This window comes from Shewanella sp. HN-41, from assembly GCF_000217915.1.
In the GTDB taxonomy this organism is placed as follows: Bacteria; Pseudomonadota; Gammaproteobacteria; order Enterobacterales; family Shewanellaceae; genus Shewanella.
Genome location: NZ_AFOZ01000031.1, coordinates 142,725 through 165,962 on the forward strand (window position 1 = coordinate 142,725; position 23,238 = coordinate 165,962).

Sequence of the window (23,238 nt, forward strand, 5' to 3'; positions counted from 1 at the left end):
GCCGATTACTCCACTTCCACTATCATTGCCACGCCCAAACCACCGGCCGCACAGGCCGTTGCTAGGCCAGTTCCACCACCACGGCGCTTAAGCTCACGACACACTTGCGTGATCAAACGGGTTCCCGTTGCAGCAAAAGGATGACCGTAGGCGAGCGAGCCACCGAGCACATTAAACTTGCTCATGTCGATTTCGCCAATTGCGCGGTTACGACCGAGTTTTTCTTCGGCAAATTTTTTCGAAGCAAACATCTGCATATTCGCTAATGTCTGCGCGGCAAAGGCTTCGTGCATTTCAATCAGGGTGAGGTCTTCTAATTCCATTCCAGCGCGTTTCAGCGCCAGAGGCGTCGCGTAAGAGGGCCCCATCAGCATGTCTTGCCACACATCAATGGCGCTAAAGGCGTAACTCTTAATATAGCCAATAGGTTGATAACCTAAGGCTTTAGCTCGACCTTCACTCATCAGGATAATCGCCGACGCACCGTCAGTCAGTGGCGTACTGTTAGCCGCCGTCACAGTACCATGCTGTTTGTCAAATGCAGGACGCAACTTAGCGTATGACTCCAGTACCGAGTTTTCGCGGATATTATTATCGCGATCGATAAACTGTTTATACGGCGGTATATGCGCAACCATAACCTCGTCACGAAGATGGCCCGAAGCCCAAGTTTCACTCGCTAAGGTGTGCGAGCGGTGCGCTAAAGCATCTTGATCGGCGCGGCTAATATTGTAGGTTTTTGCCATCTGCTCGGCGGTTTGTCCCATAGACAAGCCCGTCGAGTACTCGGCTACCGCAGGCGGCACAGGTAATAAATCTTTAATGCCTAAACGACGGAAAATTTGTAATTTTTGCCCAAAGCTACGGGCTTTATTCAGATCGACTAACGCATGGGCTAATTTTTTCGACACACCGATAGGCAATACAGAAGAAGAGTCGGCGCCGCCCGCAATACCGATTTCGATATTGCCCGTCATGATAGATTCGGCCACGTTTACGGTAGATTGAAAGCTAGTCGCACAGGCGCGAGTGACACTATAGGCATCGGTCGACACATTCATACCAGTGCCAAGTACGATTTCACGGGCGATGTTAGGAGCCGCCGGCATTTGCACGACTTGCCCATAGACCAACTGTTCAATCAGCTTAGGATCGAGTTCAGAGCGCGCCAACAACTCATTGACTACCATCTTGCCCATATCGAGCGCCGATACCCCGTGGAACGCGGTGGCCTGTTTCGCAAATGGGGTTCTTAAACCCGCCACAATCGCAATACGCTCGCCTTTGGCATTGGTTACCTGCTGTCTATCACTCATTTGTCACCCTCTTTATGTGCGCTATCGCTGAGAGATTTCAGTCGGCGCTATCGATTTCCATGTTTGACCCATTGTTTTTTTATCTCTAAAAAAGCTCAACAACAGGTCTGACCATTAAAGTGTGATCTGATTCTAACTTCTTGTCAGCAAGTTTTAAACACCTGTTTGTTTTTTTAACACTAGCCAAACCCTAATGGAATTCTTTACCATATCCGTTGTCTATAGCCCACACACGTATTTTCAACAGAAGAAAACGAGTAGCATCATGCCTTTGAGTCGCTTCCACGCACTACGCACTTACCTAAATAAGGTTGTTTTAGGGCAGCCAGTATTGACCGAAAATCTGCTCATTGCATTAATTGCCAATGGCCACTTATTAGTTGAAGGCCCACCAGGGCTTGCCAAGACCCGAGCAGTGAAAGCCTTATGTGACGGGGTTGAGGGCGATTTCCACCGCATTCAATTTACGCCGGATCTTTTGCCTGCCGACTTAACCGGCACAGATATTTATCGCTCGCAAACTGGCACCTTCGAATTTGAAGCCGGACCGATTTTCCACAATTTGATCTTGGCGGACGAAATTAACCGCGCCCCCGCCAAAGTACAATCGGCATTATTAGAGGCAATGGCCGAAGGTCAAGTCACAGTCGGTAAGCATAGCTATAAATTGCCACCACTGTTTTTAGTGATGGCAACCCAAAACCCATTAGAAAACGAAGGCACTTATCCCCTGCCCGAAGCGCAGCTCGATCGCTTTTTAATGCATTTGAATCTGGATTACCCGAGCGGCGAAACTGAAATCGAAATTCTGCGCCAATCCCGTAAAGAAGCACTGACCCACGAATTGCCGACCACAGAGCCGATTGCACAGGTAGATATTTTTGCCGCCCGCGATGAAGCCATGGAAATCTACCTCGCCGAGCCACTTGAAAAATACATAGTCGAAATCGTAATGGCGACCCGCAAGCCTGCACGCTACAGTGATGAGCTCGCAAAATGGCTCGAGTACGGCGTCAGTCCGCGCGCCACCATTTCGTTAGAGCGCTGTGCCCGTGCCCGTGCTTGGCTGCACGAGCGAGACTTTGTTTCACCGGAAGACATTCAAGCCGTCGCACCGAACGTGTTAAGACACAGATTGCTACTCAGCTACCAAGCACAGGCCGAGGGCGTCAGCCGCGATCAGGTCATAGACCATATTTTGAGCCAAGTTGCAGTACCTTAACGCTGGACTAAAGGTGAAATGACATGATTGACACCGTGCGCCAAGCGCCTATGCCGCTCTTTGCCGATGGCTTACATTTAACGGAAAAAGAACTGCTGGCTTGCCAGAATATTGCTAAGGCGATGCCCGAGCGCAATAGCCGTGCCCGAGCAAATCTTGCTGGCCATCGTAGCAGCTTAATCAAAGGTCGCGGCATGGAGTTTGCCGAAGTACGCCATTATCAACAGGGCGACGATGTACGTACTATTGATTGGCGTGTTACCGCTCGCACGGGCCAACCCCATACCAAACTCTTTGTGGAAGAACGTGAGCGGCCTATTTTACTGCTACTCGATCTAAGCCAAAGCCTGTATTTTGGTTCGAGTCTGCTGCTGCAATCCGTCCAAGCGGGGCACCTTGCCACCACTCTAGGCTGGAATGCTATCCACCACGGCGATAGGTTAGGTGCATTAATCGCCTGTGAATCCGAACATTTAGAGTTAAAGCCCCGCAGCCGTCGTCAGGGTATTTTGCAGTTTATCTCGGGTTTGCGCCGCGTTCACGAAAATCAGCTCAATCATCTCGGCAGCGACCGGCGCGATCCTGATCATATACTGCGTGCCTGCCAGCGTTTGCAACGTATCGCTAAACCCGGCTCCTTAATTTGGATCATTACCGATGGCAGTCATTTCAGCCCCCAATGTATCGCACCACTCACTGAGCTTAAGCGTCACTGTGATATGGGCGCCTATCTTGTTACCGATCCCCTGCGCCAGGGCACACTGCCGTTACCGCACAACTTTAGTTTACCGGTACGGGATGGGGATGAGGACTTAGTGCTCACCCGCCACAGTTACCAGGCTTGGCTCGAAGTTCAGCAACGTCAGCAAAGGGACTTTATCGCCATGATGCAGCAACTGCGCGTGCGCACCCAACTGATAGATGCGGGTGTTCCCCTAGCCCATCAATTGGAATTATTGCGTTAACTATGGATCCAGAAATAGTGAATTCAGAAATAGCTAATCCACAGGCAACAGTCCCTATGCCTTCTACGGCACCCAACCCAGCCCTTGCGGAATTGCAGGATATTATCCATCCAGATCCCATTGGCGCTTGGCCTTGGGCAATCGGTTATTGGTTGGTCCTCGCGCTCGTGATTACCCTCATCACACTCTTGGTTATTTGGCTAAGAAAACGTGCCCGTGACTTAGCGCCGAAAAAAGCCGCGAAACAGTTACTCAGTCAACTTGATAGACAAGCGCCTTCCTACGTATCAGAAGTCAATAGCGTATTAAAGCGTACCGCCATGAGTTACCTCAGCAGAGAAGCAATAGCATCCTTAGATGGCAAGGCGTGGGCGACTTGGTTAGACAACTATTTACCCGAGCATAAACGTCAACGTATCGGCCCCTTGTTGGCCAAACGCCATCAGCCAACACCGTTAACCTTAGCTGAAGCCAATGAGCTACATGAACTGGCTCAGGCTTGGCTGGCATCGAAAGCAAAACTGAGCGCTCCAGAGCCAACTCAACATCATGCTCAAATCCTGCCAACTGACACGCAACAAGCGGAGGCACAATGTTAACCATTGCCTGGCCTTGGCTATTGATATTATTACCTTTACCTTTTATTTTTTGGCGCCAACAAACGGCACCAGTCGATGGTGGCCGGCTGCGATTACCCGGGATCAGCCAAACGGGCAAACAAAACTTAGCGGCCAACACACGCCAGAGTCGTAAACGCTACTGGCTAATGTGGAGCCTGTTAGTGCTCGCTATCAGCCGCCCACAATGGCTTGGCGATCCCATCGAACTGCCAAGCCAAGGCCGCGATCTTATGGTGGCGGTGGACCTCTCCGGCAGTATGCAAATTGAAGATATGGCCATAAATGGCAAAACCGTCGACCGCTTCACCTTAATCCAGCATGTGGTCAGCGACTTTATTGAGCGCCGTAAGGGTGACCGTATCGGTCTAATTCTCTTTGCCGATCATGCTTATTTACAGGCGCCACTGACCCAAGATAGGCGTTCGGTCGCACAATTTTTAAAGGAAGCACAAATCGGCTTAGTCGGTAAACAAACCGCCATAGGTGAAGCCATAGCGCTGGCGGTAAAGCGTTTCGATAAAATGGATAAGAGCAATAGAGTATTAATTTTATTGACCGACGGCTCCAACAACGCGGGCAATATCGACCCAGAGCAAGCGGCCGAGATTGCCGCAAATCGTAAGGTCACCATTTATACCGTCGGCGTGGGCGCAGATGTGATGGAACGCCGCACACTCTTTGGCCGCGAGCGGGTTAATCCCTCAATGGATCTGGATGAAAACCAACTAAAACATATCGCCGATGCCACCCACGGCCGTTATTTCCGCGCCCGCAATAGTCAGGAGCTTGATCAGATTTACCAAGAAATCGATAAACTCGAGCCCGTGAGTCGCGATCAGTTAAGCTATCGTCCGCAGGTGGATCTGTTCTACTGGCCGCTGGCACTGGCATTATTAACGAGCCTTTGGATTGCACTAGGCCAATTACCCTTCTTTACATCTCGGGGTAAGCGACCTGATTTAACGAGATCACGGAGGGGAAATTAATGCATTTTATCCGTCCAGAATGGCTATTAGCGCTAGTGCCCCTTGCCTTAGTTCTGTGGCTACTCGCTCGTCAGCACCAAAGCCATAGCGCGTGGAATCGTTATATAGCGCCGCATTTAGCTAAGGTTTTAGTGACCCAAGGTGGTAAGAAATCTCGCCGTCCTTTGCATTTACTGACACTCAGCTGGCTCATTGCCACTTTAGCCCTAGCAGGCCCTGCGATAAATAAGCAGTCTTTGCCTGTATTTGCCGCCGAGCAAGGCCGCGTATTAGTGATGGATATGTCGGTGTCTATGTTTGCCACCGACGTCCCCCCAATCGCTTGACCCAAGCCAAATTTAGGGCGACGGATCTGCTGCGAAATCTCAAAGAAGGTGAAACAGGCCTTATCGCCTTTGCGGGGGATGCCTTTACTATCAGCCCGTTAACGCGCGATACCGGCACGCTACTCAATTTATTGCCGACCTTAAGCCCTGAGATCATGCCCGTTCGTGGCTCCAACTTAGCTGCAGCGCTCATCCAAGCGAAAAGTCTGCTTGTCCAAGGTGGCCATATTCGCGGTGATATTATTCTGATGACAGATGGGATCTCGTCGGCACAATTTGATGAAGCCAACTCAGTGCTCAATGGGACAGAATATCGCCTCGCGGTTATTGGCTTTGGCACCCGCCAAGGCGCTCCAATTCGTTTGCCCGATGGCCAATTGCAACGGGATAACAGTAACGAGGTCGTGGTTGCTAAAACGGACTTTGGACTCTTGAATAAACTGGCTGAAAACAATAAAGGAGTATTAATTCAATATAGTACCTATGGAGAGGATATCAGCCAACTCCAGCAGTGGCTTAGTGATACGGCAGATGCCAAAGCCACAGATCTTGACGGTGAAACCTGGCAGGATCTTGGCCCTTACCTCGCCCTATTATTACTGCTCCCCGCCCTCTTTAGCTTTAGGCAGGGCATAGTTGCTGGCATTGCCATAATCGCTAGCAGCATATTGCTGCCCCCCCATGATGCCCATGCCAATGTGTGGGAGGATTTGTGGAAAACGACAGATCAGCAAGCGATGCAGGCCTATCAATCCCAAGATTATGCCAACGCCGCTAAGCAGTTTGAGTCACCCCAATGGCGTGGCAGCGCCCAATATAAGACCGGTGATTATGAGCAAGCGCTGAAAACCTTCGAGCAAGATAGCTCAGCCCAAGGCCTCTATAATCAGGGCAATGCCTTGATGCAACTTGGTAAACCCGATAAGGCAAAGGAGCGCTACCAAGCCGCACTTGAGAAACAAGCCGATTTTCCTGCGGCGAAGGCCAATCTTGAACTTGCTGAAAAGCTATTGAAAGAACAACAAAAGCAGCAAGGTAAGAGCGATCAACAGGATAAAAACCAAGAGCAACAAGGCGATCAACAGTCCAGTGATCCCCATTCTGGCGACCAACAATCAAGCGACCAAACGTCGCAGGATAAACAGCAATCTGACCAAGATAGCGCTCAGAAAGATAAGCAAGATCAAGCGGGACAAGCGTCTCAGGATCAACAGGACAATACCAACGCAGATCAAAGCCCTGAGCAGCAGAAAGAGGATGAGCAACAAGCCGATCAAGAGAGGCAAGATGGCAATGCTCAGAGTCAACAGGATGGAGCTCAGCAAGACCCTGCCCAAGACAAAGCGCAACAGGATCAACAAACCCAGCAGCAAAATGGCGAGCAAGATGCGCAGGAAAATGAGTCTGGAGACAATCCACCTGTAGACAATGAGGCTAAGATGCAAGCGCAGGCTAAAGCCGATGCTGAAGAGTCAAAATCAGCAGAGCAAAAAAAGCACAGCGCTGGCACCAAGGAAGCCCAAGAGCAGAATGCGCAAGATAAACAAGAGGCGGCTATAGGGGAATCCATCGAAGCACCGCCGCCAGAAAGCTCACCGCTTCCCGCCCAAATGCAGCGGGCACTGCGGGGCGTGAGTGAAGATCCCCAAGTGTTACTGCGCAATAAAATGCAACTCGAATATCAAAAACGCCGTCAAAATGGCCAAATATCAAGGGATAACGAACAGTGGTGAAAAAACATTTTTTTATCCTCCTACTCCTCTCTATCGGAGCTTTGAGTCCTGCTTATGCTCTCACTAAATTGGAGGCATCGGTCGATCGCAATCCTGTGATGGAGGGCGAATACTTTGTGCTGAATATCAGTGCAGACGATGAGCTCGATACGGGAAAACTTGATACTTCTATCCTACTCAAAGATTTTATCGTTGGGCGCACCAGTGTTAGTCGCAGCACCCAGATCATGAATTTTGATGCGGTTAAAGAAACCCGCTGGCAAGTGTTACTCGCCCCAAAACAGAAAGGACAACTGACGATACCCTCCTTCAGTATCGATGGGATCCGTTCCGCCGAAATTCCACTAAAAGTGGTTGAGAGTGGCAGCCAACCCGAGCAAGCCAATAACTTGTTTATCGATGCCAAGGTTTCGACCGATGAGGCCTATGTTGGTCAACTGATTACCTACAAAGTAAAACTCTATTTAGCGGTCGAATTACAACGGGGGGTGTTAAACGCTCCCGTGATTGAAGGTGCACAAATTAAGCAAATTGGCGAGGATAAGGATGGTTCAGAGATTGTCGATGGTCGCCGTTACCGTGTAATTGAACGTACCTACGGCATCATTCCCGACTTACCCGGCCAAGTGAATATCAAAGGCGCTACCTTTTCCGGTGATGTTCTAGTCGAATCCCAACGCCGCGGCGGTATGTTTGGTTTTAACGAGAGTCGCCCCATGCAAGCGGGTGCGCCATCCTTAACGATACAGGTTAATCCACCACCGGAAAGCTTCCAAGGCCAGTGGCTGGTTGCCGACTTAGTCGTCTTAAAAGAGAGTTTTCCTGAAGATATTAATGAGTTTACCGTGGGTAGCCCGATCACTCGCACTATTACTCTTTTAGCCTCTAATGCCGATGAAAACAGTTTACCTGATATCGCCCCAGCGCTACCCAGTGAGCTTAAATCATACCCAGAAAAGCCCCAGCGACAAACCTTTGTACGCGATGCGCAAATTGTTTCCCAGTACAGCATTACATCGGCGATAGTCGCCAGCAAGGCAGGCACCTTCACCTTGCCCGAAGTTAAAGTTCCATGGTGGAATCCGCGCCTCAAGCGTCAAGAAACGGCAACCTTGCCTGCACGCACTATCATAGTAAAAGGGGGGACAACCCCAGAGGCGCCAACACAGCCAGCATGGCAAGCCAATTCAACGGTCGATAACGGCGGGTCTTGGTTAACCACAGTTTTTGCAGCCCTGTGGTTGGTGACTTTGGTTCTGTGGATGATTACATTTATTGCCTGGCGCCGTGCGCGTAAACAGCAGCCGCTTATCCCCCATGGGCAACCAGAGGTTGCTACCGTCTCTGGACTATGGGGACTTGAGCAGGCCTGTGCTCAAGGTGACGCCAGCGATATTTTGCAGCATTTACAGCAATACTTTAGTCAAATGACAGGCAGTGCCATGACCTTAAACAAAATTGCGGCGCTTTCACCCGCACTATCACAGGCTATAAGCCAACTGCAGCAATCAGCCTATGGGGCTAAAACAGAAGCTGGCCACTCTACAGGGGCAAGTCATTTAAAAGTGGCGATCAGTGCGTTACTTGCCGCCGTCAAAGCCTATGACAACATGCCATCAAGCAATACATATTTGCCCTTGAGCCCACTCAACCCAAGATAATTGGCCGATTGAATGAACAATAAGCGAGCTAAAAGATGTTGAATATCAAGCTAAAATGCCAAACTCATAAAAATGTTTGCTAACTGGCGTAAGAAATCCGTTAAGCCTGCGGTCTCTTCTGACATGCTGAGCAAACAACGACGATACAACAGCCTAGTCAAGGCTCTGCATGCCGATATTTTTCGCTACGCCTACTGGCTTTGTGGTGATAAATCGGTGGCAGAAGACATCACCCAAGAAACCTTCTTGCGGGCGTGGCGCTCTTTGGATTCCCTCAAGGATGATAAAGCGGCGAAGGCTTGGCTTATCACCATTCTTAGGCGTGAAAATGCCCGGCGTTTTGAACGTAAACAGTTCGATTATTCCGACGTTGAGCAGGATACCTTAGAGGATAATATCTCCAGTAGCAGTGAAGAGCAGACCGAGCAATATCTGATCCGCAGGCAAATTGCCAAGCTCGATATCGAGTACCGCGAACCGCTCTTGCTTCAGCTCATTGGTGGCTTTAGTGGCGATGAAATAGCAGAACTGATGGAACTCAATCGCAATACCGTAATGACGCGTTTATTTCGGGCGAGGAGCCAGTTGAAAGAATTACTTGAGAAAAATGAAGTGAGAGGTCAATCCAATGGATGAGCTTAAATTTAGACGTCAAGCTTATGAAGATCCTCATAATCAAGATCTCGAGTTTCTCCAGCAAATGCAGGAGAAGGATGAGTATCAGGCATTGGTGAGTGAACTCAAAAACCTAGATGCTAAACTGATGAGTGCACTTAAAGTCGATGTACCAGAGGATCTCGCCGATAAGCTGATTTTGCGTCAGCAGTTACAGCAACATCACAAACAGCGACGCCAAACGGGCTTTTTAGTCGCTATGGCCGCCTCTATTGCGTTTGTGATCGGCGTGAGTTTTAGCCTGCTGCGTTTAGGCCCTGTCGATTTAGCCGAACATGCGCTGGCCCATGTCTACCATGAAGATATGGCCTTACACCTTGACCAAAACGTCAACTTTAATCAGGTTAATGCCCAACTCGCATCACTGAAAGATCTCGGCCATGCCAAGTTTATCGAGCAACCGGGCAAAGTGTATTACACCTCCTACTGTGATTTTCAAGGGGTTAAAAGCCTACATATAGTGCTACAAGGTGAGCAAGGCAAAGTGACGCTTTTTATTGTGCCTCTCGAGAAACGTATGGTGCTAAATCAAACCTTTGCCGATGCTAAATATCAAGGTATGGGGTTTGAAACCGCAGATGCCTTTATTTTGCTGGTGGCGGAGGATCAAGCCGATCTTCGTTTTGTAAAGGAAGAAATCAAGAATACCTTTATCTAACTCCATATTATCTTGGCTATTTTTAAATTAATCTCCGATATTTTTACGCTATCGGAGGTTAGATTTTGATCACATTCTTATCCGCTAATGGGCTCTTGCTCAAACATCTGGTAGCATGCTTGCCACTTTTAATAATAAAAAGATGGGAAAAGGCAAGATGACGATTGAAACTCCGATTTTAATCACATTTGTTGGTTATTTAGTACTGATGATGGCCATAGGTTTTTGGGCTTACCGCGCCACAGATACTGTAGATGATTATATTTTAGGAGGCCGTAAGATGGGTCCGGCCGTCACCGCACTGAGTGTGGGGGCATCCGATATGTCGGGCTGGTTATTACTGGGTTTACCCGGCGCAGTCTATTTAGGCGGTTTAGGGGAAGCTTGGATCGGCATAGGATTAATTTTTGGTGCTTGGCTTAACTGGCTATTCGTTGCCAAACGCCTGCGTATTTATACCCAATTAGCAGACAACGCCCTCACCCTACCCGATTTTTTCGAGAAGCGATTCCACGATAACCAAGGTTACTTAAAGTTAGTTTCCGCCGTGACTATTTTAGTTTTCTTCACTTTCTATGCGTCCTCCGGCATGGTGGGTGGCGCAATACTGTTTGAGAAAGTCTTTGGACTCGATTACAACGTCGCCTTAGTCATAGGTTCAGCCATCATTGTCGGTTATACCTTTATCGGTGGTTTTTTTGCGGTAAGTTGGACCGATTTCTTTCAAGGCTGTTTAATGTTAATCGCCTTGCTCATTATTCCCTTCGCCATTTTCTCCCACCCAGAAAGCCATGCGGGCATAGAATCACTCGATCCCGCCATGTTGGCGCTCGTGAGCGATAAAACGACTGTCATTGGTATGCTATCCCTTGTCGCATGGGGGCTTGGCTATTTTGGCCAGCCACATATTTTATCGCGCTTTATGGCCATAGGCAGTGCCGATGCCCTCCCCTTATCACGTCGTATCGCCATGAGCTGGATGATACTGTCATTGCTCGGCGCTCTCGCAACCGGACTCGCTGGCTCTCTGTATTTTGCCAAAGAGCCGCTATCTAACCCTGAAACTGTGTTTATCCATTTAGCACAAGCCGCATTCAACCCTTGGATAGGTGGACTGCTCATCGCCGCCATTTTATCGGCGATTATGAGTACTATCGACTCACAGCTATTAGTTTGCTCGAGCGTGATTACTGAAGATTTTTACCGTAAATGGTTACGCCCACAGGCAGACGATCGTGAGTTGATGATGGTTGGCCGTTTGGGCGTGCTGGCCATTGCCGTAATTGCAGGGGTGATCGCCCTCAACCCCGAGAGCAGCGTGCTCAGCCTAGTGAGCTATGCTTGGGCAGGTTTTGGGGCGGCCTTTGGTCCAGTGGTCCTGTTATCTCTCTTTTGGAAGCAATACAGTCGTAATGGCGCCATCGCCACTATTATTGTCGGCGCATTAACAGTGGTGATTTGGAAGCAATTAACGGGGGGGATTTTCGACTTATACGAAATACTTCCTGGCTTTATTTTTGCTATCCTCGCTGGGGTAGTCGTCAGTAAATTGTCCGCACCCAATGCCAGAATCACCGCAGAATTTGAGCAATTCAAATCCGCGTTATAAGCCAATCCCTTCAATGATGGCAGTAAAAAGCGTACACATGTACGCTTTTTACATTTTGTATCTTTTTATCCACAAGACAGTTGTCACAAACTGTTAACCAAAATTAAAACTCCTCCGACCACTAAAAACCTTTGGTATCGGGCATCTGGCCAGACCATTCAATCACACCGATAGATAACGCTTGTTTAATGTGACTTTAATTAACTGAAATTTAACATTTTTCACATCTGGTCGGACTTGTTGGTGTTACGCCCAATCCCTAAGATTGCCGAGACTATAAAAGGGTTTTAGCACTTCTAGGCACTGGGGCCAGACAAAATCCGATACTTATAAATAGAGAGAATAATAATGAAAACATTCAACAAGACACTTATTGCCGTTTCCGTGGCACTGGCGAGTTCACAAACTTTCGCTTCGGGTTTCCAATTAAACAGCCAATCAGCCACAGGTATGGGTCGTGCTTTTGCCGGTGACGCTGTGATTGCCGATAACGCCTCCGTATTATCTCGTAACCCTGCGGCTATGGCGTTATTTGATAAGGATGCTATATCTTTAGGCTTAACCTATGCCGATATTACTGTTGATGTTAAAGACGTTAACTTTGCGGGCGGTGCCGTAGACTTAGGCAGCATCGACGATGCGGGTAGCTCTAAAGTTATCCCTAACATTTTCTACATCCACCCAATCGACGATAAATTCGCCGTGGGTTTTGCCGCATTCTCTAACTTCGGTACGGGTACGGACGCCAGCTCGCTTTCTAAGAATTTACCCGCAGGATCTCCAGCACCCTATGATCTACTCGGCGAAACTGAAGTGACTACAGTCAACTTTAACGCCAGCGTGTCATACCGCATTAACGATATGTTCAGCATAGGTGCGGGTGTGGATGCCATTTACGGTGAAGGCCGCCTAACCCGTAATATGGGCACTACGCCTCTGGTTGACGTAGATGCTGACGGCTGGGCATTTGGTGGTATCGTGGGTGCCACTGTTGAATTAGATAAAGATAACCGCTTCGGTATCAGCTACCGTTTCAGCCCAACTGTGAATGTTAAAGGCGATATCAACACGATCAGCACTAAAGATTTATCTGCCGTTGGTTTAGGTTCAAAAACAGCCCTAGCGACAAGCTTTGATAGCTTAGACGTCCCCCTTGCGGATATTTTCCAAGTAGCTGGTTTCCATCAGCTTACCCCTAAGTTTGCAGTGCACTACACTGCGCAGTACACCCAGTGGGGCAGCTTTGATCAAATCACTGCTAAAGATGGCGTAGCCACTATTATTCCTGGTCAAGCGGGTGCAGGTACTCAACTGCAAGCTGGCGACATTGCTCTGAAAGAATACCAATGGAAAGATTCATGGTTATTCAGCTTAGGTGGTACTTACACTATCAATGAGCAATTTACTGTGCGCGCAGGTTACATGCATGACCAAGGTGTTGTGGACGAAATCAGCTCGATTTCATTCCCAGACTCTGACCGTAACTGGTACACAGCGGGTATGAGCTATCATATCAACCCACAAAACACCGTTGACTTTGGTATCGCTTATATTAAAGGTGAAGAAGTTCACCTGATTGAAAACAGTGCGCTCACAGGTCCTGTGAACGCGGTGACAGAATCAAGTGGTATGTACTATTCAGTGCAATACAGCTACCAGTTCTAAGCCGTTGAAACACCAAAACAGCCGCATTTTTGCGGCTTTTTTGTATCTTAAGCATTTATTGCCTAAAGTTAATCCATGCTCCTCTTCATGCGGCAACGGCTATGGCTAAAGTCATTGGACTCGGTGGAATTTTTTTTAAAAGTACAGATCCCATTGCCTTGGCAACTTGGTATAAGACCCACCTTCAAGTGCCGATTGAGGACTGGGGCGGCGCGGCATTTTACCACAATGACAAATCGACCCCCGGCTACCATGTCTGGACCCCTTTCGCCCACAGCACAGACTATTTCTCACCGACCGATAAAAGTTTTATGTTCAACTTCGTTGTTGATGATCTAGCACAAGCACTCGCACAAGTGAGCCAAGGTGGAGGCCAGCTCATCGGCACCATCGAAAACTCTGAATTTGGCCGCTTTGGCTGGTTTATCGACCCTGATGGCAATAAAGTTGAACTATGGCAACCCAGCCCTATCCCACCTGCAAGCTAAACTTACCTTTACAGAGTACTTCCCGCTTAAGCGGTACCTATTCAAAACCCAGTGCATATCCAATGCTTATTAGGTATGGTTAGCTGAGTTATCTAACCAAGGGATTGTATTATGGAAAAAAATAACTTATTTCCCGCCTTATTATTGGGCGGTTTTTTGTGTGCTGGACTCGTTTATCTGGGTCAAAGTGCGAGTTCCGCCTTACTGCAAATGAAATCAATGGAACGCACTGTCACGGTAAAAGGCTTAGCCGAGAAAGAAGTGAAAGCCAATGTGGCCATTTGGCCGATTAATTTTACTGAGGTCGATAATAATCTGCCAAAGCTCTATGAAACCGTACAGCAAAAAACCGATAGAGTTGTTACTTTTCTAAAAGAACAAGGCTTTAGCGACAGTGAAATTACTGTCTCCCTTCCCTCCATAGAAGACCGCCAGGCACAGGGGTATGTCGACCCGAATGTCAGATACCGCTATTCGGCCAAAGTCAATTTATCTGTCTATACAGCGCAGATCGACCTTATGCTAGTTTCACGAAAGCAAATGATTAATCTTGTGAAAGAAGGTATCGCCATTGCAAGCCAAGACTATGATAATCGCACAGAGTTTTTGTTCACAGACCTTAACAGTGTAAAACCTGTGATGGTACAAGAAGCCACCCAGAATGCCCGGGAGGTTGCTGAAAAATTTGCCAAGGATTCAGACTCACGCCTAGGTAAAATCAAAAGTGCCAGTCAAGGCCAATTTACGATTTCCGACCGTGATAGCAGCACACCCTACATTAAACAAATTCGCATAGTCTCCACACTCACCTATTATTTAAACGACTAAAGGCGAAATCGGAACCCACTGAAACCATAAGAATAAGGTATTTCTCTGCCTTATTCCTATATTAGTGAATCCGATTACATTAATTTTTTCTAATAAATATTAATTGCCTATTGAAAACAACTCCATTAGAATTTACTCATAAATTGTATTTGGGATGGTTTAGTATGGCTACAATATCTCGTGTTCTTTTAGGTTTACTCGCGTTTTCTGGTATGCAAGTACATGCAACTTCACTGGAAACGATTGAAGTAATAAGCAAACCCTATGCAAACTGGGTAACGTTAGATGCCACTATCGAGGCGGTAAAAGCGGCGACTGTGTCGGCGCAAACCTCTGGTCGCATTGTCAAACTCAACTACGATGTTAACGATATCGCCCCAGAGGGAGCCGCACTACTGGAGATCACCAGCAAGGAGCAAGGCGCCGAGTTGGCCAGTTTTGAGGCCGAACTGGCCAAAGCCAAAGCTCTGAATGTTGAATCTCAGGCCCAGTACAAGCGCTATAAAGAGCTTTTCCCCCAAGGCGCGATTTCTAAGGGGGCTATGGATGAAGCGACCGCTAATGCTAAGGCGACAGAGCAAGCCGTCAGCGCAGCACAGGCCCGCGTTATCAAGGCGACGGAATCCTTGAAATACACTGTGGTATCGGCCCCCTTTAGCGGCATAGTCACAGAGCGATTTGTGGAGTTAGGTGAAACCGTTAGCCCAGGACAACCTTTGCTCTCGGGGTTTTCGGCCAATCAAATGCGGGCAATCACCCAAGTGCCGCAACGTTATATCAACCAACTCAAGAATGCCCCCGAATTTATTGTCCGTTTAAATGACGGCCGTGAGCTAACTTCAAGGGATCTCACCATTTTTAGCTTTGCTGATCCCGTCAGCCACAGTTATCAGGTTCGCATTAATCTGCCTGAGAATGAAGCCAACCTACAACCCGGCACATGGGCGAAAGCCATATTTAAAAACGGCGAAAGGGAAAAAATTCAACTTCCCGTATCGGCGCTGATCACTATGAATGAACTTAGCAGTGTTTACCTTAAACAGGGTGAACTCTTTGTGCTGACTCAAGTGCGCGTCGGTGAGCCCTTAAATGGGGAAGTAGAAGTGCTTGCGGGACTGAAGTCCGGTGACACAGTAGCCATGGATGCTTATCAAGTGTTGCTCAATAAAAAGCAATAAATACCTAAGCGACGCAAGCTTTGTCGAGGTTGTTTTATGAAACATGATCCTGTACCACAGAACACACTTGGGATTTCGGGCCGAATTGCCGCGGCTTTCCAAAATAGCGCCATCACCCCACTGCTAGCCCTACTGGGGTTGCTACTGGGTTTATTTGCCATTCTCGTGACGCCAAAGGAGGAAGAACCGCAGATTGACGTCACCTTCGCCGACGTGTTTATTCCATTTCCCGGCGCTACCCCCACAGAGGTGGAAAATCTAGTCACCCTACCCGCTGAGCAAGTAATATCTGAAATCAAAGGGATAGATACACTCTATTCATTTTCCCAACCCGATGGTGCGTTGATTATTGTCATCTTCGAGGTGGGTGTCGCGCGAAACGATGCCATTGTCAGTCTGTATAATCAGATTTATTCCAATATGGATAAACTGCCCCTAGGCGCAGGTGTTGGCGAGCCCTTGATTAAGCCCCGCGGCATAGATGATGTGCCTATTGTCAGCTTAACCTTATGGTCAAAGGACCAGCAGGTTTCGGCCGAACAGCTTACCCACGTTGCACTAGGTTTAGAGACAGAACTGAAACGAATCCCCGGCTCCCGCGAGATCTACACCCTTGGCCAACATGAAATGGTGGCAAACGTGCGGATCGATCCCGCCAAAATGAACAGTTTCAATCTGACCTATGACAAGCTGAGGCAAAGTCTCAACGACAATAATCATATTTCAATGCCCGCTTCTCTGGTGCAGGGCAATCAAGAGATTAAAGTCCAAGCGGGGCAATTTCTGCAGTCTATCGATGATATCAAGCAGTTGGTTGTCAGTATTTCACAGGATAAAAGCGGTAACACGATTCCCGTTTATTTAGCGGATATTGCCGAGATCAGTTTAAAGAGTGATATTCCCAAGAAGAGTGTCTGGCACGCCGATAAAACGGCTATTTACCCCGCAGTCACTATCGCCATAGGTAAACAACCAGGGCAAAACGCCGTCGATATAGCCGATGCCGTGCGTGAACGTATGGCAAAAGTCGACAATGTGCTCATTCCTGACAATGTGGAAGTCACTGTATCGCGTAATTACGGTGAAACAGCGGCGGACAAGTCAAACACGCTGATTTTAAAACTCATTTTTGCAACGAGCGCGGTAGTCGTACTGGTTTTCCTCACCATGGGAGCCCGCGAATCCTTAGTCGTTGGCGTGGCGATTATCATCACGCTGGCCATTACCCTCTTTGCCTCTTGGGCCTGGGGATTCACCTTAAACCGCGTGTCACTTTTTGCCCTGATTTTCTCCATCGGCATCTTGGTCGACGATGCCATTGTCGTGGTGGAAAACATCCACAGACATATGGCGCTTGGCAAGAAATCCTTCAGCGAGCTTATCCCTGTGGCCGTGGATGAAGTAGGCGGCCCCACCATTTTAGCAACCTTTACCGTTATCGCGGCTTTATTACCCATGGCTTTCGTATCCGGTTTAATGGGGCCCTATATGAGCCCCATTCCGATTAACGCGAGTATGGGTATGCTCATTTCCCTCGCGGTTGCCTTTATAGTCACACCGTGGCTGAGTCGCAAACTGTTAAAACATCGACCCCACGATGACACTCATACGGTACAAACGGATGAAGCTGAGAGCAGGATGGTGCGCCTCTTTAGCCAATTAATTGGCCCGTTTTTACTGGGTAAAAATGCCCGTAAGGCCAGAATAGGTTTGGCCGCTGGGGTGTTTGTGCTAATAGGCATTGCAGTTGCCCTGCCCGTAGGTCAGCTTGTGGTGCTTAAAATGCTCCCCTTCGATAACAAATCTGAGTTTCAAGTGATGGTGGATATGCCAGAAGGTACCCCCGTCGAACAAACACAAAGAGTGCTACAGGATTTAAGCCGTTACCTGACGACAGTGCCCGAGGTCGAACACCTACAGCTCTACGCGGGTACAAATGCGCCGATGAACTTTAACGGTTTAGTGCGCCATTACTTCCTGCGTAACAGCCAGGAACTGGGTGATATTCAGGTCAATCTGGTGAATAAAAAACATAGAGACCGTGACAGCCACAGCATTGCCGTGTCGGTAAGGGAAGATCTGCAGCATATTGGTGCCCAGTATCGAGCCAATATTAAAGTCGTTGAAGTGCCCCCTGGCCCACCTGTTTGGTCACCCATAGTCGCCGAAGTCTATGGTCCAAGCCCGGCTATCCGTGAGCAAGCGGCCTACGAAATGCAGACGCTATTTCACGAGACGAAAGACGTGGTCGATATCGATATTTTCTTGCCCGCAGCACAACAAAAATGGCAAGTGATGATAGACCGCAGTAAAGCCAGCCTCATGGCCGTTCCCTACAGCAATATTGTCGATCTGATCGCGACCTCCGTTGGTGGCAAAGATGTGAGCTATTTACATCAAGCTCAGCAGAAACAACCAGTGCCCATTCGCTTACAACTGAAGGAAGGCGCTAAGGTCGATTTAGAGCAAGTACTAAACCTGAAGTTGCAAAGCCAAACGGGGCAATCCGTGCCTGTCTCTGAACTAGTGACGATTAAGCGCGGCAAGATAGATGCACCTATTATCCATAAAAATATGATCCCTATGGTCATGGTGATAGCAGATATGTCGGGGCCTCTGGACAGCCCGCTCTACGGCATGTTTGATATGGCCGGAAAAATCGATGACACCGATGGTTTAGGTTTTGATCAGCATTATATTCATCAACCCACAGGGCTAGACTCAGTCGCCGTGCTCTGGGATGGCGAATGGAAGATCACCTATGAAACCTTTAGGGATATGGGGATCGCCTATGCCGTTGGAATGATAGCAATTTATTTGTTGGTGGTAGCACAGTTTAGATCCTATCTTGTGCCACTTATCATCATGGCACCTATCCCATTAACTGTGATTGGTGTAATGCCAGGGCATGCCCTGCTCGGGGCCCAGTTCACCGCAACCTCTATGATAGGCATGATAGCGTTGGCGGGGATAATTGTGCGTAACTCAATATTATTAGTGGATTTTATCAATCAAGAAACCGCATCCGGCGTACCCTTTGAGCGAGCAGTGATCCACTCGGGCGCAGTACGGGCCAAGCCTATTATGCTGACCGCGTTAGCAGCCATGATAGGCGCCCTGTTTATTCTGGATGACCCTATTTTTAATGGACTGGCGATAAGTCTGATTTTCGGGATTTTCATCTCGACGCTGCTGACCTTAATCGTGATCCCAGTGTTGTATTACGCGGCCATGAAAAACCGTATGAGCTTAACTCAACCATCTAATTAATCACTACATTGGCAGCCATAGCGCTGCCTCAAGGAGCAAGGTATGTCTTTAGAACGCAGTATTATGGCTTTTGCAGGATTTATGGTGTTACTGTCTTTGGTGCTAACCGCCTTAGTACATCATAACTTTGTCTGGTTAACTGCCTTTGTTGGCGCTAACCTATTCCAGAGCGCATTCACAGGCTTCTGTCCTGCTGCCATGGTTTTACGCAAATTGGGGATAAAATCAGAAGCTGAGATTGCAAAACAAAGTTAGTTCTTCAAGGAGAGATAAAGTGATCCACAATGTACTGTTACGCGGTCAACGTCTGCTGCGCCTAGCCCTGTTTTGTCTGCTATCGCTGGTATTAATGCCAACGATGGCAAACGCCGCCGATCAAGATCCTGCAATCGCATGGGATAAAATTGCCGCCGGTGCTATGGTCGTCGATGTAAGAACGCCCGAAGAATTTGCCGAAGGGCATTTAGCCAATGCGATGAATATTCCCTTCGAGCAAGTAACGGAGGAATTTGCCAAGCGTGGCATCGCCAAAGATGCGCCAGTCGTCTTGTATTGCCGCAGTGGTCGCCGAAGCAGCATAGCAATAGAAGCCTTAGTCGCCGCTGGATATACCCAAACCTATAATGCTGGCGGCTATCAAACCTTAGTCGAGGCGCAAAAAACGCCTGCTAAGTAAGAAGAGGCCGCAGAATGAACTCTGGTGTGGGGTGTGATGAGTCGCAGTAAATCACTTCCGCGCTTTCACCCCGCTAGATTAATTCAAGCTTTACCCGCCAAAAGCGCCCTACGGCGCTTTTTTATTGCCTAAGTTAAGCAAAGTGCCTGATAACCGCTGCACGATATTGATAGCAATGTGTTCCTCTTCAATTCTCTCTTCAAAAAAATACCCCAGCAATTTTCGTGGGAGGCTATATCTGCGGCTAAATATCGTCAACGAATTGGCAACTGCCACCCTATTGACAATGTTTTGCAACAACTTCGCATAATCAATCACTTGAAAAAATTCACTGTGGTACTTAGGAATAAATATTGAAAATAATTATTTTTAATTCCAAAAAATTATATGCAACAATTTCAACAATATAAATATAGCGCATTTAGACTTTAGTATTAAAAAACTCGGTAAATTCGCTTTACCTTATTCATTTTTTCCACATAAAAAAACATCAATTCAGCCCAGAATTCGTTACAGTTTGTTACAACTTGAATTTTTATTCAATTAATACGCTTAAAAACAACAAGCCGATACCAACCACTATACCGTTAACAATTAATTTACAACACCGCCGACCGAAGATAAATTCACTAACCGAGTAACATCTAAGTCGTAGTTATTCTTTAAAAATACAAAATAATAATGATTAACACTAAATTGACCATGGAAGAAATACATGACAATCAACAGAACCACAAAAATAGCATTGAGCCTATCAAGCTTAGCTATTGCAATCTCAGCCGGAGTACAAGCAGCGCCGCAGGCGCCCGGTTTTGCTGCAGCGATGCAAGCACAAACCTCCCCCCTGCCCAAACGCTATATTGTTAAATTTAAAAACGCCAATGCGGCAATGATGTCTGCCGGCAATCTGCAAGCGAGCGATGACGCTCAAGCAAATGCACTCTCCACCTCGATGAACTATCAACCACAGGTGGCAGAAATCAGTGCACAACATAGTGTACTCAATAAAGTTCAAGCAAAAGAAATGAAGCGTATTGGCCGCAGTAACAGCTACTCGGTTAAACTCGATGCCAAGGGCATTAAAGCGTTAAAGTCCCGAGCAGATGTGGAATATGTTGAAGAAGACATGCCACGTCGTTTGCTCAGTGAAAGCACTCCTTGGGGTCAAACCTTTGTCGGTGCAACTCAGTTAAGCGATAGCCAAGCGGGTAACCGTACTATCTGTATTATCGATTCGGGCTACGATCGTGGTCACAGCGAGTTGGGTGGCAACAATGTCACAGGGACCAATAACTCAGGCACAGGTAACTGGTTTGAGCCTGGCAATAACAACGCCCACGGTACCCACGTTGCGGGCACGATTGCGGCGATTGCCAATAATGATGGCGTGATTGGTGTCATGCCAAATCAAAATGCCAATATTCATGTCGTTAAAGTATTTAACGAATCGGGTTGGGGCTACTCTTCATCATTAGTCGCCGCGGTAGATACTTGCGTTGCGAACGGCGCCAATGTTGTCACTATGAGTTTAGGTGGTTCGGGTTCTAGCACGACGGAGCGCAACGCTCTGGCTGCCCACTATAATAATGGCGTACTCTTGATTGCCGCTGCGGGTAACGATGGCAATAGCACTCACAGCTACCCAGCATCCTACGATGGCGTGATGTCAGTCGCCTCAGTAGATAACCATAAAGACCACTCAGCTTTCTCCCAATACACCAACCAAGTGGAAATATCGGGCCCAGGTGAAGCGATTCTGTCGACGGTTACCCGTGGCGAAGGTCGTTTAGCCGATATCACTATTGGTGGGCAATCTTACTTTGACTCAGGTGTTGTACCCCATAATCGACTGATCTCATCAGGCGGCAATTATGTACCCGCACCATACAATGGCACAGCGACGGCCACACTTGCCGAATGTAGCGTCAGCGGTTCTACCTTCAACTGCGGCAACATGACCAATAAGATCTGTTTAGTTGAACGTGTTGGCAACCAAGGCACAAGTTACCCTGAAATCAATGCGGCTAAAGCCTGTAAGAATGCGGGTGCCAGTGCAGCGATCGTCTACAGTAACACGGCATTACCTGGCTTACAGAACCCCTTCCTTGTCGATGCAAACAGTGAAATTAATATGGTTTCCGTGTCTGTGGATCGCGCCACAGGTTTAGCACTGCGTAATCAATTAGGTGCTACAGCAACGGTCAGCAACCAAGGCAATAAAGATTACGAGTACTACAACGGCACTTCAATGGCTACGCCACACGTATCGGGTGTTGCCACCTTAGTGTGGAGCTATCACCCAGAGTGTAGTGCGGCGCAAGTCCGTAACGCATTGAAAATGACCGCAGAAGATCTCGGTACTGCGGGTCGTGACAATTACTATGGCTATGGTTTAATCAATGCTGTTGCCGCAAAAACCTTCTTAGATGCGTCTTGTAATGGTCCAACCGATCCTGTCGATCCAACACCAACCGACGGTGTACTGGTTAACGGAGTCGCTAAAACGGGCTTAACTGGCGCGGCAAGTGAAGAATTGCACTTCTCCTTTGACGTGCCGCAGGGTGCGACAAACCTAGGTTTTGTGATGAACGGTGGTACAGGTGATGCGGACCTATATGTTCAATATGGTGCAGCGCCAACAACGTCGAACTACGATTGCCGTCCCTATAAGAGTGGCAATAGCGAGTCTTGCCCAATCACCAACGTACAATCAGGTACTTACTACGCCATGCTGAAAGGCTATTCAGCCTTTAGTGGTGTGTCATTAACGGCGAGTTACACGGCATCAACGGGCGGTGGCACTCCTCCAACAACACCAACCGACTATATCAACTCTGACAACTACAACATCCCTGACAACAAAACTGCGGGGATCACGAGTCCTATTACCGTCACTCGTACCGGTGATTCAGGCACTGTGACTGCGGTAGTGAACATAGTTCACCCTTACATAGGTGACTTAAAAGTGCAGTTAGTCAGCCCAACGGGTCAAATCGCAACTCTCCACAGCAATAGTGGTGGCAGTGCTGACAATATTAACAAGAGCTATACCGTTGATATGACAGGTGTTGAGTCGAGCGGTGTGTGGATGTTAAAAGCCATCGACAGTGCAAGCAGCGACGTAGGCTATATCGATAGCTGGGAACTGAAATTCCAATAATTTTTAACTAAAAAAACAAGAGCCTGCAATTGCAGGCTCTTTTTTACAACATTGACCCGTCCTAAATAGCGTTGACACTTTTCAATCTTTATTTGGAGAGTGTAATGAAATCAACAACCAAACGAACTCAACGGGATTATTCCCTCGCTTTTAAATTGGCCGTGGTCGACCAAGTCGAAAAAGGCGAGTTCAGTTACAAACA

General features: G+C 48.0%; 17 protein-coding genes and 1 pseudogene. 17 read left to right on the forward strand and 1 reads right to left on the reverse strand.

Features of this window, described 5'->3' with window-relative positions; translation table 11 throughout:
- Positions 1–5: 5 nt before the first annotated feature.
- Positions 6–1,316 (reverse strand): acetyl-CoA C-acyltransferase FadI, encoded by a 1,311-nt coding sequence (gene fadI, locus SOHN41_RS12270; protein ID WP_007649403.1) that lies wholly within the window; start codon positions 1,314–1,316, stop codon positions 6–8.
- Positions 1,317–1,581: 265 nt separating this feature from the next.
- Here fadI and SOHN41_RS12275 point away from each other — a divergent pair, with 265 nt between their 5' ends.
- From SOHN41_RS12275 to SOHN41_RS12360, 17 genes and pseudogenes are all read left to right on the forward strand, one after another.
- On the forward strand, positions 1,582–2,538 hold the full coding sequence (locus SOHN41_RS12275; protein WP_007649404.1) for an AAA family ATPase: 957 nt from the start codon (positions 1,582–1,584) through the stop codon (positions 2,536–2,538).
- Between the two features lie 23 nt (positions 2,539–2,561).
- Entirely contained in the window at positions 2,562–3,503 is a 942-nt protein-coding gene (locus tag SOHN41_RS12280) for a DUF58 domain-containing protein (protein WP_007649405.1), read from the forward strand.
- 2 nt (positions 3,504–3,505) lie between these two features.
- Positions 3,506–4,102: a DUF4381 domain-containing protein gene (locus SOHN41_RS12285; RefSeq protein ID WP_007649406.1), complete on the forward strand. Its 597-nt coding sequence runs from the start codon at positions 3,506–3,508 to the stop codon at positions 4,100–4,102.
- Positions 4,096–5,109 carry a vWA domain-containing protein gene (locus SOHN41_RS12290; RefSeq protein ID WP_007649407.1) on the forward strand — a complete coding sequence of 338 codons (1,014 nt, stop codon included), beginning with the start codon at positions 4,096–4,098 and terminating at the stop codon, positions 5,107–5,109. The genes SOHN41_RS12285 and SOHN41_RS12290 overlap by 7 nt, the downstream gene beginning before the upstream one ends.
- Positions 5,109–7,168: pseudogene (locus SOHN41_RS12295) on the forward strand (VWA domain-containing protein). The gene SOHN41_RS12290 and the pseudogene SOHN41_RS12295 overlap by 1 nt, the downstream one beginning before the upstream one ends.
- Positions 7,162–8,829: a BatD family protein gene (locus SOHN41_RS12300; protein ID WP_007649411.1), complete on the forward strand. Its 1,668-nt coding sequence runs from the start codon at positions 7,162–7,164 to the stop codon at positions 8,827–8,829. The pseudogene SOHN41_RS12295 and the gene SOHN41_RS12300 overlap by 7 nt, the downstream one beginning before the upstream one ends.
- 72 nt (positions 8,830–8,901) lie before the next feature.
- Positions 8,902–9,465, forward strand: coding sequence for a sigma-70 family RNA polymerase sigma factor (locus SOHN41_RS12305; protein ID WP_007649412.1), 564 nt, complete (start codon positions 8,902–8,904; stop codon positions 9,463–9,465).
- Positions 9,458–10,162 carry a DUF3379 domain-containing protein gene (locus SOHN41_RS12310; RefSeq protein ID WP_007649413.1) on the forward strand — a complete coding sequence of 235 codons (705 nt, stop codon included), beginning with the start codon at positions 9,458–9,460 and terminating at the stop codon, positions 10,160–10,162. Before SOHN41_RS12305 ends, SOHN41_RS12310 begins: the two co-directional genes overlap by 8 nt.
- Positions 10,163–10,319: 157 nt before the next feature.
- The gene (gene putP, locus SOHN41_RS12315) at positions 10,320–11,771 is read left to right on the forward strand and encodes a sodium/proline symporter PutP (RefSeq protein WP_037459010.1); all 1,452 of its coding nucleotides are present in this window, start codon (positions 10,320–10,322) and stop codon (positions 11,769–11,771) included.
- 348 nt (positions 11,772–12,119) lie between these two features.
- Positions 12,120–13,436 carry an OmpP1/FadL family transporter gene (locus tag SOHN41_RS12320; RefSeq protein WP_007649415.1) on the forward strand — a complete coding sequence of 439 codons (1,317 nt, stop codon included), beginning with the start codon at positions 12,120–12,122 and terminating at the stop codon, positions 13,434–13,436.
- Between the two features lie 101 nt (positions 13,437–13,537).
- A complete protein-coding gene (locus tag SOHN41_RS12325; RefSeq protein ID WP_007649419.1) occupies positions 13,538–13,924 on the forward strand; it encodes a VOC family protein in 387 nt (128 codons plus the stop codon).
- 111 nt (positions 13,925–14,035) lie between these two features.
- Positions 14,036–14,752: an SIMPL domain-containing protein gene (locus SOHN41_RS12330; protein ID WP_007649420.1), complete on the forward strand. Its 717-nt coding sequence runs from the start codon at positions 14,036–14,038 to the stop codon at positions 14,750–14,752.
- Between the two features lie 164 nt (positions 14,753–14,916).
- Complete coding sequence (locus tag SOHN41_RS12335) at positions 14,917–15,930, forward strand: efflux RND transporter periplasmic adaptor subunit (RefSeq protein ID WP_007649421.1); 1,014 nt, start codon at positions 14,917–14,919, stop codon at positions 15,928–15,930.
- A gap of 36 nt (positions 15,931–15,966) precedes the next feature.
- Complete coding sequence (locus SOHN41_RS12340; RefSeq protein WP_007649423.1) at positions 15,967–19,200, forward strand: efflux RND transporter permease subunit; 3,234 nt, start codon at positions 15,967–15,969, stop codon at positions 19,198–19,200.
- 42 nt (positions 19,201–19,242) lie between these two features.
- Complete coding sequence (locus SOHN41_RS12345) at positions 19,243–19,455, forward strand: YgaP family membrane protein (RefSeq protein WP_007649432.1); 213 nt, start codon at positions 19,243–19,245, stop codon at positions 19,453–19,455.
- A gap of 94 nt (positions 19,456–19,549) precedes the next feature.
- Positions 19,550–19,876, forward strand: a complete 327-nt coding sequence (locus SOHN41_RS12350; RefSeq protein ID WP_420705323.1) for a rhodanese-like domain-containing protein — start codon at positions 19,550–19,552, stop codon at positions 19,874–19,876.
- Positions 19,877–20,591: 715 nt separating this feature from the next.
- Positions 20,592–23,036 carry a S8 family serine peptidase gene (locus tag SOHN41_RS12360; RefSeq protein WP_007649434.1) on the forward strand — a complete coding sequence of 815 codons (2,445 nt, stop codon included), beginning with the start codon at positions 20,592–20,594 and terminating at the stop codon, positions 23,034–23,036.
- Positions 23,037–23,238: the final 202 nt, after the last annotated feature.

What these genes read in the sequence shown, in the direction of transcription:
- SOHN41_RS12305 (WP_007649412.1), top strand. Translation starts at nt 8,902, where the DNA reads ATGTTTGCTAACTGGCGTAAGAAATCCGTTAAGCCTGCGGTCTCTTCT.
- SOHN41_RS12280 (WP_007649405.1), top strand. Translation starts at nt 2,562, where the DNA reads ATGATTGACACCGTGCGCCAAGCGCCTATGCCGCTCTTTGCCGATGGC.
- SOHN41_RS12320 (WP_007649415.1), top strand. Translation starts at nt 12,120, where the DNA reads ATGAAAACATTCAACAAGACACTTATTGCCGTTTCCGTGGCACTGGCG.
- SOHN41_RS12345 (WP_007649432.1), top strand. Translation starts at nt 19,243, where the DNA reads ATGTCTTTAGAACGCAGTATTATGGCTTTTGCAGGATTTATGGTGTTA.
- SOHN41_RS12290 (WP_007649407.1), top strand. Translation starts at nt 4,096, where the DNA reads ATGTTAACCATTGCCTGGCCTTGGCTATTGATATTATTACCTTTACCT.
- SOHN41_RS12325 (WP_007649419.1), top strand. Translation starts at nt 13,538, where the DNA reads ATGGCTAAAGTCATTGGACTCGGTGGAATTTTTTTTAAAAGTACAGAT.
- SOHN41_RS12285 (WP_007649406.1), top strand. Translation starts at nt 3,506, where the DNA reads ATGGATCCAGAAATAGTGAATTCAGAAATAGCTAATCCACAGGCAACA.
- SOHN41_RS12310 (WP_007649413.1), top strand. Translation starts at nt 9,458, where the DNA reads ATGGATGAGCTTAAATTTAGACGTCAAGCTTATGAAGATCCTCATAAT.
- SOHN41_RS12350 (WP_420705323.1), top strand. Translation starts at nt 19,550, where the DNA reads ATGCCAACGATGGCAAACGCCGCCGATCAAGATCCTGCAATCGCATGG.
- fadI (WP_007649403.1), bottom strand. Translation starts at nt 1,316, where the DNA reads ATGAGTGATAGACAGCAGGTAACCAATGCCAAAGGCGAGCGTATTGCG.
- SOHN41_RS12275 (WP_007649404.1), top strand. Translation starts at nt 1,582, where the DNA reads ATGCCTTTGAGTCGCTTCCACGCACTACGCACTTACCTAAATAAGGTT.
- putP (WP_037459010.1), top strand. Translation starts at nt 10,320, where the DNA reads ATGACGATTGAAACTCCGATTTTAATCACATTTGTTGGTTATTTAGTA.
- SOHN41_RS12360 (WP_007649434.1), top strand. Translation starts at nt 20,592, where the DNA reads ATGACAATCAACAGAACCACAAAAATAGCATTGAGCCTATCAAGCTTA.
- SOHN41_RS12340 (WP_007649423.1), top strand. Translation starts at nt 15,967, where the DNA reads ATGAAACATGATCCTGTACCACAGAACACACTTGGGATTTCGGGCCGA.
- SOHN41_RS12330 (WP_007649420.1), top strand. Translation starts at nt 14,036, where the DNA reads ATGGAAAAAAATAACTTATTTCCCGCCTTATTATTGGGCGGTTTTTTG.
- SOHN41_RS12335 (WP_007649421.1), top strand. Translation starts at nt 14,917, where the DNA reads ATGGCTACAATATCTCGTGTTCTTTTAGGTTTACTCGCGTTTTCTGGT.